General features: G+C 40.7%; 11 protein-coding genes and 1 pseudogene. 1 reads left to right on the top strand and 11 read right to left on the bottom strand.

The window, feature by feature from the left end:
- The 8 genes and pseudogenes from BUA78_RS20510 to BUA78_RS18555 form a co-directional block, all read right to left on the bottom strand.
- Window positions 1-483 (bottom strand): annotated as a pseudogene (locus tag BUA78_RS20510) (RNA-guided endonuclease InsQ/TnpB family protein); the annotation flags it as partial.
- 47 nt (window positions 484-530) lie between these two features.
- Entirely contained in the window at window positions 531-722 is a 192-nt protein-coding gene (locus BUA78_RS19785) for a hypothetical protein (protein ID WP_238456877.1), read from the bottom strand.
- Between the two features lie 290 nt (window positions 723-1,012).
- Window positions 1,013-1,573, bottom strand: a complete 561-nt coding sequence (locus tag BUA78_RS18580) for a flavodoxin family protein (RefSeq protein WP_072917558.1) — start codon at window positions 1,571-1,573, stop codon at window positions 1,013-1,015.
- Window positions 1,574-1,767: 194 nt separating this feature from the next.
- Entirely contained in the window at window positions 1,768-2,406 is a 639-nt protein-coding gene (locus tag BUA78_RS18575) for a nitroreductase family protein (protein ID WP_072917555.1), read from the bottom strand.
- A 406-nt stretch (window positions 2,407-2,812) separates the two neighbouring features.
- The gene (gene thpR / locus BUA78_RS19780; protein WP_084082513.1) at window positions 2,813-3,115 is read right to left on the bottom strand and encodes an RNA 2',3'-cyclic phosphodiesterase; all 303 of its coding nucleotides are present in this window, start codon (window positions 3,113-3,115) and stop codon (window positions 2,813-2,815) included.
- 131 nt (window positions 3,116-3,246) lie between these two features.
- On the bottom strand, window positions 3,247-3,969 hold the full coding sequence (locus BUA78_RS18565) for an SDR family oxidoreductase (RefSeq protein WP_072917552.1): 723 nt from the start codon (window positions 3,967-3,969) through the stop codon (window positions 3,247-3,249).
- Between the two features lie 116 nt (window positions 3,970-4,085).
- Window positions 4,086-4,625 carry a DUF1697 domain-containing protein gene (locus BUA78_RS18560; RefSeq protein WP_072917550.1) on the bottom strand — a complete coding sequence of 180 codons (540 nt, stop codon included), beginning with the start codon at window positions 4,623-4,625 and terminating at the stop codon, window positions 4,086-4,088.
- 101 nt (window positions 4,626-4,726) lie between these two features.
- Entirely contained in the window at window positions 4,727-5,806 is a 1,080-nt protein-coding gene (locus BUA78_RS18555) for an NAD(P)/FAD-dependent oxidoreductase (RefSeq protein WP_072917547.1), read from the bottom strand.
- 221 nt (window positions 5,807-6,027) lie between these two features.
- On the opposite strand from BUA78_RS18555, the gene BUA78_RS18550 reads away from it, so the two are divergent.
- Window positions 6,028-6,411, top strand: a complete 384-nt coding sequence (locus BUA78_RS18550; protein ID WP_072917545.1) for a hypothetical protein — start codon at window positions 6,028-6,030, stop codon at window positions 6,409-6,411.
- 179 nt (window positions 6,412-6,590) lie between these two features.
- On the opposite strand, the gene BUA78_RS18545 is transcribed toward BUA78_RS18550, so the two are convergent.
- From BUA78_RS18545 to BUA78_RS18535, 3 genes are all read right to left on the bottom strand, one after another.
- Complete coding sequence (locus tag BUA78_RS18545) at window positions 6,591-7,226, bottom strand: class I SAM-dependent methyltransferase (RefSeq protein WP_072917543.1); 636 nt, start codon at window positions 7,224-7,226, stop codon at window positions 6,591-6,593.
- A 254-nt stretch (window positions 7,227-7,480) separates the two neighbouring features.
- Window positions 7,481-8,536: an NAD(P)-dependent alcohol dehydrogenase gene (locus BUA78_RS18540; protein WP_072917541.1), complete on the bottom strand. Its 1,056-nt coding sequence runs from the start codon at window positions 8,534-8,536 to the stop codon at window positions 7,481-7,483.
- A 485-nt stretch (window positions 8,537-9,021) separates the two neighbouring features.
- Entirely contained in the window at window positions 9,022-11,364 is a 2,343-nt protein-coding gene (locus tag BUA78_RS18535; protein ID WP_139257459.1) for a CoB--CoM heterodisulfide reductase iron-sulfur subunit A family protein, read from the bottom strand.
- Window positions 11,365-11,394: the final 30 nt, after the last annotated feature.

Raw genomic sequence — 11,394 nt, 5'->3', positions numbered from 1 at the left:
ACTGGCTATTTTGTGGAGATAGTCTTGACGTTGATGGCGAATTCTTTCGTGGATTTTGGCTAGTCTTTGCCTTGCCTTTTCTCTGTTTTTTGAACCTTTTTTCTTACGGCATAAGTCCCTCTGGGCACGCTTTACCTTTTTCTCTGATTTCTGTATAGGTTTAGGGTTAGGGATTTGCTCGCCGTCTGATAAGGTGGCTAGTTTCTCTATCCCAACATCCAGACCGGTTTTTTTCCAGTTCGGTGAGTATAGTACCGGGTATTCTTCAACCGATAGCACTGCATACCATTTGCCGGTAGTCTCTCTCTTGATGATGCAAGTCTTTACTTTACCTGGCATTTCCCGGTGCAGTTTGATTTTTACTAAGCCAATCTTAGATAGAGCTAGTTGCCCTTCTTTGAAGCATGCTCCGAGGCCCTCGCCAAATTGGGTATAGGTCAGAGAGTTATACTGCCCCATACCTTTGTATCTTGGGTAGCCCGGATTCTCTCCAGCCTTTACTCTGCGGAAAAATGCCTGATAGGCTTTTTCTACCGAAGCAGCACTTCTTGTAGTACCTGGGAGTGGACTTCTTTTAGTTGAGGGTGTTTGTCCTTATCCAATTTCAGGGTTGTCTGCTGTTTTGTTCTGGTTAGACTGGCTTTGTTTCTTAGGTAGTGGTTTTTCCTGTCCGCCAAGGCTGCGTTATAGCAGAGACGGCAAAGTGTTAACCAGTTTTTCAGGGTTTCTGCCTGTGTTTTGGTTGGGTATATCCGAAACTTGTAGTTCCTATGTTGTACATAGCAAATTCACCTCACTTACAGTTGCAATGTATATTCCATATCCTGCCCCGCCATTCATCCCCCACCTTCGCCCTTGTTATCGCAAGCATGGAAAGCTAAGGAAAGGGACTTCTGGCAGGTAAGTTAAAATGGCTGTAGAAAACAAATAAGACGTACCATTGCCCCTTCATTTCGCAAGGGGGCATATGGGTACGTCTTTAGCTGTTGTGCACCTTGATTACCATTTTTATTTATTTAAGAGATAACTTGCGTCCAAGTTTATAAGCCTTTTCCATTAAAGCATCATTACTTTTTACTTCACCAGCATCGTGTAATCCTGAGCCTACTAGGATTTCTGGAACAAATTCAAATCCAATAACTTTTAATATGCCGGCTACCGATTCAAAATATGGCATAAATGCATCTTCAACTGCTCGATGTTGAGTAAACAACAAGGCAAACTTGATCGGCTTTGCAAGTCTGCTGGAATAGTCAGCATTCAAATATGCATACAACCGGTCTACCACTAATTTCAATTGAGCTGTCATCTCCCACATATAAACAGGAGATGAAAAAACAAGAACATCCGCTTCGTTAATTGTTTGATAAATATTTTGCATATCGTCTGGAATAACGCAGTAACCTTTACTTTTACAAGCATTACACCCCTGGCAACCTCTTATTTTTAGATCATTAAGGTAATGTACCGTGCACTCTGCACCTTCTTTTTTGGCCCCTTCCATTACCTGCTGGAGTAATACCGCCGTATTTCCATTCTTCCGTGGGCTACCCATAAAACCGACTATCTTCATCATCACTACCCCTTATTTTGGGTTCAATTGTACCATTAGCATAATTAGTTTTAAAGAATTTCGATCGAATTTACAACAAGGTCCGTCCAAAATATTGGAAAGCAAACAACCCCAATCCCTAACACAGTAAATTCTTTCATCCTTATCCTTGTCAGTTAGGGTGGAGGAAGGTATGTAGCTTGTAGTCATCTATATTAGATGATTGAAAATACTTCTGACATTTCTTTCATCTTTTTACTCTTTGGCGTGTAAGCAGGAACCCCTACCGGGATTAACGAAATAAACTTTTGTTCCGGCGGAATCCCTAAAATTTCATTAATCTCCAATCCAGCAATGGCTGGGTCGTTCATCCAACAAGCCCCATAGCCTTTTTCGTGTATAGCCAGCAGCATGTTTTGAATAGCCGCCCCGACGGATAGTATATCAAAGTTACCAAGAAGCTTCATGATTCCCTCATCATCGTATCCTTGCTCTTTTAATGATGCTATCAAGACTTTATCATAATAATTAGCGTTAGTCATAAAGACTGCAATAACCAGAGGAGCTTTGGCAAAAAAACTCACCATCTTCCGCTTCGATGCTAAGTAACTTTCTGTAAGTTCTTTTTTATTAAATTCCAAGATTTGTTCCAGTTTTTTTATAACAGCTTCTTCTATTCTCTCCATTATATCTCTATCCCTAATCGCTACAAATCTCCAGCACTGGCTATTACAGCCGCTCGGTGCATTAACAGCAGCTTTGATAAAATACTCAACATCTTCTGCAGGGACGATGGTATCCTCGAACTTTCTTATACTCCTTCTCGATGAAGCTAATTCAAGAAAATTATTCATTCTAAGCCCTCCAATATTTATCGTATTTCCTGGCAAGTTCGTTCTATGGAAATATAAAACTATCAGTAGCCTCTCACATTATCAGAAGTTAAAATCAAGAGATGAAAGGTCACAAGTGAAACAACTTATTTTATCGCAACTGTTCGGAAATTCCGAACAGTTGAAATTTCGCCTTTCTTCGCCATCTTTTTCAATTCTCTCGCTTCTCATAAATCGACGTATACGTCAGCCTGCCCTGAATTCGTTCCGATTTCATCAGATCAATCTTGCCGACCATTTCTCCAAAAGGTTCAATCGTCCACGGCGAAGCGTTTGCTACAACCTTGCGGCCAAGTGTGATATGTGGGCTGTACTTGCGTTTTTCGAGTATGAATCACATTGAAATCAGCTTGTCTGTCAAACTTTGCTATAAATTCAACAGCGGTCCGCCCTCGCACACACCTGCCCACCAAATATCGCCGCCGCCACGTCTGAACCGTCCGACACACTCAATGCTGATGGGGAACGGCTCAAAATTGATTGTGTCCATCGCAGCTTTCGCAGCGGCAGTCTGCTTGGCATCGCATTCGCCGAGAAATGCAAGCGTTAGGTGCAGGTTCTCCGGTGCAGAGAAATTCCCGAACTCCGAGCGAGAGCACAGCTCATCGCGCAGGGCAAGCAATCGGGAACGTGTTACGGTATTAAAGTTTATCGCAATAAACAGGCGCATATTTGCCTTGTCCCTTCTTCTTTTTCGCACGCTCCATCAACGCAATTATCATCGGCGTGCATGACATTGGTTACCTCCAAAATGTAGTGAACTACCTCGAGCACAAGATCCGAGGTAGTGCATTTTTTCAGCTATGGTTTTGGTGATTTATTATTGTCGTAAGTCCATCCATAGTCATTGTGGTAAATCATCAGCTTTGTCATACCACCATCAATGGTAATATTTTCACCAGTAATGAAGCTAGCTTTATCACTGCAAAGAAACATCACCATATTCGCAATGTCAAGAGGATTACCGACTCTGCCAACAGGGTGCTGGACATTGTCAGCCCCCTCAAATTCAGTGCCCTGGGTGTCTATCCAACCGGGGCTGATGGAATTGACTCTGACTTTCTCAGACAAGCTAACTGCAAGCGCATGTGTTAATGCCGAAATTCCACCTTTGGCAGCCGTGTAGCTTTCGGTATTCGGTTGGCTCATTCTATCTCTACTGGAAGAAATATTTACAATAGCTGCACCTTCGCCAAAGTAATTCATAAACAATTTTGCCAGCATGAATGGAGCGGTTACTCCGATGCGAAGAACATAATTGAACTCCTCGTAGGAGCAATCTTCAATCCCGCCCCGCGAAAGACACGCATTATTAATGAGATAATCTACCCTGCCATATTCATCGATAACCTTGGCTGTAAAGGCACTTAAAGTTTCTTCATCGGCAATGTCACCCACAAAATAGTCGTTAGACAACTTATCAATCATGCACACATGTGCCCCTGCTTTTTTGAATTCCTCGCAAATAACCTTTCCTATACCACTGGCACCGCCAGTAACAACAGCTACTTTGTTTTTAAACATGTCCGTCTCCTGTTATATAAAACTCTTATACCATTATAGAAAATTTGTCCGGTTATAATAATGTAAATCTCAGTTAGATCACTGAGTTTTTTATTTGATCATTCTCCCTTTTCATTTTAAGATAACACCAATTCCAGTAACTTCTTTGTTGTATTGGCGTTTCGAATGGTAATATTTTGATACGCTTTTGTTCCAACTACTTTTGACCATCGTGTACGGGAAAAAGTTTTGAGTGGGGCCGACCAAAATATTATCTCTTTATAAGCATAAAGTTGTTCATCCTCTGGCTTTATTTCCCCTACATCTGCAATAATCTCTTTGGCTGTAGCAGGTTGGATCACAAAAATGGCATTGTGCTTTGAGTTCGGATCATCTCCCCACCATTCGGGTACATGCTCTAATGCTTCTTTTAAAGTAGTAGCATCTATTATTGCCAAGCTAATGGGAAACCCAAATTCCTTTTCTAAAATTTCCTCACACTTTTTGATAAGCTTTGTGGTATCTTGCTCTTCGCTATCAAAGATGACATTACCACTATTAATATAGGTCCTGGTATTCAGCAACCCAGCATTCTCGAAGCAGGTTTTTAAATCACTCATAGAGACCTTATTTTTTCCGCCAACATTTATTCCCCGTAGTAGTGCAATATATTTCAACTTGAATCCTCCTATTTATTACCTGCAACAAGATTTTAGTTTTTTCTACCCAAAGTTAACGATACCAAATTTACTTTACCCGCTGGTATATGGGTGAGTTCTTATAATATTCTTTTAAGTATGGTTCCAACTATGTCTAAAAAATTTAGCCTAGTATTGTAAAGGAGTTGTTTAATACCTGGGGTATCCGTAATCGCAACCATTTTATCAAAGCCATCGTTATCAAGTCTCTCAAAGATTTTACGAAAAGCAGATACATTTTCAATATGAGCCTGCAGTGGCTTTACTAAGGTTTCATAATTCTTGTTTTTAATCATTGCCCTAGCCGCAAATATACCACTACCTAAAGCTGCAATTGCACCTGTTCCTGTAAGTCTTTCCGTTAGGCCTGCCGTACGCCCTGCCAATAATACATTATCAACCTGAAACTTCTTCACCCTACCCGTTGAAAAGGGGGGTAGAAGCATTTGATATTTTAATTCTAAATGAGATAAACCCTCTTGCTTTATAAAATTGTCAAATAGCTTGTCTGTTTCAAATTTATCCTTACCAATATTGTAGAGGTCAACGATGGCATGAAATGAATCAAAGGGAGTAAGTCTAGCATAACCTTCACCAGCATATTCAGTATTAAAAAAAATGGTTGTAGAATCGGTCTTATAATGTCCTAGAGTAAGGGCACTCCATATATGAACTTGCCCAGAATCCTCCCAGACACCCAGTTCCTTAGAAATTCTTTCATTTCCTGTAGCAACAACCACATAGTCATAATTTTGAGAGAGTTCCTTATAGTCGGCTGGCCGATTATAAAAGACAGGGGTATTTTTGAGCATATTTAGAAGCTGATTTTCCAGGGAACTTTTCCTTTTACCACGAGAATAAAAATAACCTAGATTTCCTGTTATCTTTACCTGTTTGTTTTGTGACTTCATAATGATTTCCTTACAAGGAGAAATTGGTTGAATGTCAATTTTATATATGTCCTTAATGTATTCTCTAATGTTACCACCCATAGGAACCTCTAAAATATTAAGAAGTAAAATTACAGAGGGCCACTCCCAGCCAACTGTTTCACCACTCTCAAAGAGATGAGGAATAACGCCTAGCCTCTCGCATTCTAATGCGCATGCCAAACCCGTCGGCCCTCCACCTATTATTGCTATTTTAGGAAGTTTATTCATATCATCTACCCCGTGAAATGTTAAGAATGCTTTAACATATCTTTCACGGATGTTGCTTTTTTATTTCACTGTTATTTAGCTACGATTGTGACGCATTATTCATTCGTTACACCTCCGATTGGAATGTGTAACATATTTTTTTACTATAATACAAAGGTACGTTCAGACTTTATGAAGAATATTTTATACACATAAGGCAGATTTTTAAAGGAGTGTTATCTATGAAGATTACTAAAAGTGAGATCATATTTCTATTTTTATTAGTTAGTATAAATGCAGCATTCTATTTTCTTTACAGGGTCCTAGCATTAGTAATTGAACCTAAGTTAGCATTCATAATATTTACATGTTTTTATGGATTTGCCCTTATGTCATTTTCTTTACTTTATAGAAACGGCATTTTAAACATCTCTATTTTTAATAATGAAGAAAAAAGTAGGAAAAGGTATGGCAAACTTGGAATATTGGTCTCGGGTTTAATATTCCTGATAGTTTTCTTAGTTTATTTTTTACCATATCATCTAGCTAGAATTGCCTGCAATATTATAATTATATTAGCGGGAACAATGATTCTAATATCCCTCTGGAGAGAACGTAATAGCTAATTAAAAAGTTTAGTAACCATTTTTTAGCTAATGCGTAATAATTGATTAGATAAATTTTCCCCTGATCACTTCGGTTCTATATTGAAGGGGTTGATCCTATATTTAGACCCCATTGTTAACCAGTCAATTCCTCATAGTACCTAAGGATTCCTATGACGATCTAATATGGATTATAGAACTTAAACCTTACAAGCAAAAAAGAACATATCAGTTGTGATACTCCCATCATTTTCGGAGTAATTCTGTCTATTTATCTCTAAAATTTTAAATTGATTCTTTTCCAAAATATGAGTCAAAAATTCTTCCGTGTAATAATTAAAATAGATGTTCCCTCCATCACTAAAACTGGTGGTCTCAAATCCAGATTTTGTTCCTTCCATGCAACTTATGTACAACATACCGTTTTTTCTGAGCATTTTGCTTATCTTTGTTAGTAGATTTTTTGTTTCGCTATTTTCTAAATGTACAATACAAAACGAAGCAATAACTGCATCGTACGTGGTTTCCTCTATTTCAATATCTCGAATATCCCTTACTTTAAACGTCACTGAATTCTGCGGAACATTTTGTCTTGCTAATTTAATCATTTCTTTTGAAAGATCTATCCCCACAATGGTATAATCTCGATTCAACTCATACAAAAATTTTGCTACATTTCCCGGGCCACACCCAAGGTCTAATATCTTTGAGCCAGGCTTTAACAATCTACAGAATGAATTTAGATTTTCTTTATACAAATCTAGGTTCATAAATTTATTTTCAAAGTCCTTGGCAGACATATTATACGTTTCTATGGTTAAGACAGTTTTTTCCACAATGTACTCCTTCCTAAACTAAAAATTTTCTACCCAGAAACCTTACCGAATCATCAGCTAGGATAAGTTCTCTATAAGTAGAACCAGTTGATATATACTCCCGTTTGATGTATGATCTGGCTGCAAGGTACTGGTCTTCACAATTTATATTTTACAGCAAAAGACGGCTTCTGGCATTTGCCAATCGGCCGTCTTTTCTTATTTTCCGGGCTGTACTAGTGCGACAGCTCCATTGCGTATGGGAGAGGCATTGCTTACAACAAAACAATGGGTTTAATGAGATCTCTGGGCTTATCCTTCATAAGCATCAGGGCTGCTTCGATACTTTCCAGTCCTTGCAGACGATGGGTGATCAATTTGCTGGTATCCAGCCGTCCTGTCACAAGCAGCGACACAAGCTTTTCCATTCTCAATCGGCCACCGGGCATCAAGCCACCTACAATTTTTTTATGGCCCATACCTACGCCCCAAGCGGCGCGAGGAATTTTAATATACTCGCCCTCGCCTAAGTAGTTGACATTACCTATGGCACCACCAGGCTTGAGCATGCGAACGGCTTCGGCAAATGTATCGCAGTTACCACCTGCAATCAACACTTTATCTACACCCTTGCCGCCGGTCTTTTTTAATACCTGGCTGTCAATAGAACCCTCTTTATAGCTGATGATGTCGGTAGCACCATACTCCTTTGCGACCTGCACGCAGTTAGGTCTTGTTCCTACCGCAAATACATGGGAGGCTCCTCTGAGAACGGCACCCGCCACAGCCATCAAGCCTACCGGGCCAATGCCGATAACGCAGACGGTATCGCCATATTTAACATCAGCCAATTCAGAGGCATGGAACCCTGTGGGAACCATATCGGATAGCATCGTGGCCGCCGCAGGATCGACTCCCTCGGGCAGCAAGGCCAGGTTTCCATCCGCGTCATTTACATGGAACACTTCGCTAAACAAGCCGTCGGCAATATTGGAGAATTTCCAGCCACCTAGCATACCGCCCGAGTGCATCGAGAAACCAGCCTGAGCTTCCAAGGAGTTCCAATCCGGAGTAATAGCTGGAACGATTACCTTGTCGCCCGGTTTGAAATCCTTAACCAGAGGACCAACCTCAATGATCTCGCCGACGCCTTCATGGCCCAGGGTCAAATCTGTTCGCTCGCCAACCGCACCTTCCCAAACCGTATGCACATCAGAGGTGCATGGAGCAAGAGCAATGGGCTTTAAAAGCGCACCCATCGGGCTACATTTCGGCACAGGTTTTTCAACCCAACCTGTCTCTCCAATTTTTTTCATAACAAATGCCTTCATGCTACATCACTCCTAATCATAATTAAAATAGTTGGCCAACTTTAGCAATAACCTCTTGCTAAAAAGGTTAAATTTTAAGATTATTCCGAATATTTATTTCATATTTATTAGAAATTTCTGATATTTCTATCATATAGTTCCATTGGTTAATTGTCAATAATCTACCCAGAATATGTCAAAAAGGCACAGATTTGGACAATTATCCAGAAAACCCTATAAAACCCTGAAAATAACCTAAAAAACAAGGACTGTTGCAAAACGTGCAACAGTCCTTGTTTTTTAGGTTTAGTGTTTCCCGGTATTAAGTTCTTCCAGTTCGTGTTCTTTATACACGGTGATAGGGATGGGTTCTTCTAGAGAATGACCAGGCTTGATGTTAAAATCTTTATGAGATTTGTTTAGAGGACAGTTTATGCTAAAAAAATACCCGAATTAGAATCCGGGTAAGAGGAGGAGAAATTAGGTCTTTAGACCTAATATTTGCGTTAATCTAAGGCGGCATCAATCATATTTAGCAATTGTTCCTTGCTAAAACCCTTTTGTTGGCTTGCTCCGGAGGGACAAACCGAAACACATATGCCACAACCTTTACAGAGGGTATCCTGGACTCGAAAGATCTTTTTATATTTATCCGGTACCCTAGCATCATAGGGACAGTTCTGACTGCATAAACCACAGCCGCGACATAGTTCCTCATCTACCATTGCGCTATTGGCAGATGACTCCAGGTACTCCCTGGCTAAGAAAGCCCCCGCCTGAACCGCCGCAGCCTCGGCCTGAGCTATACTTTCATCCATGGTATTGGGTCCTTGGGCCATGCCACATATATAAACCCCATCGGCCGGGCATGTTAACGGCTTATACTTATGATTCACTGACGAGAAAAAACCATGGTCGTTAAGGGGGGTTTTAATTAGTTTACTTAATAATTGGTTAGCTTTCGCTGGTTCAATACCCGTGGAGAGAACTAGCAAATCCACCTCAAGTTCTAGGGGTAAACCAGTAATCTCATCCATTACTTGTAAGGAAACGCTTTCCCCATTGGGAGCAACCAGCGGCTTATGATTACTATGATAACGGACCAGTTTTACTCCCTTTTGCCTGGCCAGGTTATAATATCTATCTTTGAAACCAGTACTTATGTCACGATAAAGAATATATATTTCGGCATTGGGATTCTGTTTTTTCAACTTAATAGCGTTTTTCATTGCCTGGTGACAGCAAATTTTACTACAATATGACCTGCTTCCCTCCTGTGAACCGACACATTGAATCATCGCAATTGTTTTTAGGTTTGAGAGTTTTAGTAAGTCCAGACAACCCTCTAATTCCTGTTGAGTAATCACCAGGGGATGTTGGCCATAAAGATACTCCGTTGGTTGGACTGCCTGAGCACCAACGGCAATAATTACAATACCGTGCTCCACTTCTAGGTTATCACTGTCATTTACCTTGAGGACAGTACGATAATTTCCTACGGCTCCATCTATCTGTTGAATCTCCGCATTATAAATGACTTTAATTCTAGAATTCTGTGTAATTTGTTTCTCAAGTTGTTGTATTACAGACAAAGGATTAATCTCAGTCAACGTATATTTAAGTGAACGGGTATGCCCACCTAGTTTACTGGTTTTTTCAACCAGGATCACTTCATAACCTTGGTTACCCAAAGACAGGGCATTGGTCATGCCGGCAATACCTCCACCCACCACCAAAGCACAGCGTTTGAAATCAAATCTGGTTTTCTCGGTAGGTTTTTGTAAACGAGCCTTAACAACCGCCATCTTTATTAAATCTTTCGCCTTCTCCGTGGCTCTCCCAGGTAATTCTAGATGAACCCAAGCAACCTGTTCTCTAATGTTGGCCTGTTCATAAAGATGCCGGTTTAAACCAACCTCTTGTAAACAGTCTTGAAACAACGCTGCATGAGTAAGGGGCGTGCAGGCAGCCACCACGATCCTATTTAAATTGTGCTTGACCATGGCTTCTTTGATTTTTTCCCTACTACTCTGGGAACATAGGTAAGGAAACTCCTGAGCAAAGGCTACTTGCTCTAAGTTTACGGCATACTCTATAACTTGAGGCACATTGACGACGCTGCTAATGTTCATACCGCCGCCACAGACAAATACTCCCACCCGTGGTTTTTCTCTGGAAACATCTCTTTCCGAAAGGTATTTGGGCTGGCGAACTAGACTTCCCCGGGCAGATACTAACAATTGGGAAACTGCAGCAGCAACAGCACCAGCGTCTACTACGTTTTGTGCAATATCCTTAGGCTCGTAGGACGCACTACTGGTGAAAATGCCCTTCTTATTTCCTGCTACTCCGAAGGATTTAATCAATTGTAGTTCTTGTCTGTTGGCTAAGATAATAGCTCCAACTTCCAATTTTATTTTTTGTTCAATAATTTCTTCCGGATCAGAACCCTTTGGCACCGTTTTACAGGGAAACTCTTTTGCCTGTTCTGTCCCCTCTGTCTGCTGAAGCTTAGCGCAGGCCCAACAACTGGAATTAAATTTAGCCCTGCCAGCCGTCTTCTTCAGTACAGTGGCTATGAAATGGCCCGTCTGACCCGCTAACTCAATTAATTCCGAACCTGTGAGAATATCAATATTGGGCTGACGTACAACATCTATCAACAGGGGAGACGTGGTGCACAATGCACAGCTATTGTTAGGAAATAATTTATCCCTTTGTGGTAATATGCCGCCAATGGTTTGTTTCTTTTCAATTAGATAAACAAGAAATCCCGCTGCCGCTAAGTCCAAAGCAGATTGCATGCCGAAAATGCCGCCTCCCACCACCAGTACTGAACCAAGAGGCATCTTTTCCGCTGTCAAGGGCTTTGCATAAAA

Source organism: Desulforamulus aeronauticus DSM 10349, from assembly GCF_900142375.1.
Taxonomy (GTDB): domain Bacteria; phylum Bacillota; class Desulfotomaculia; order Desulfotomaculales; family Desulfotomaculaceae; genus Desulfotomaculum; species Desulfotomaculum aeronauticum.
This window is presented reverse-complemented; position numbering and strand designations above follow the sequence as displayed.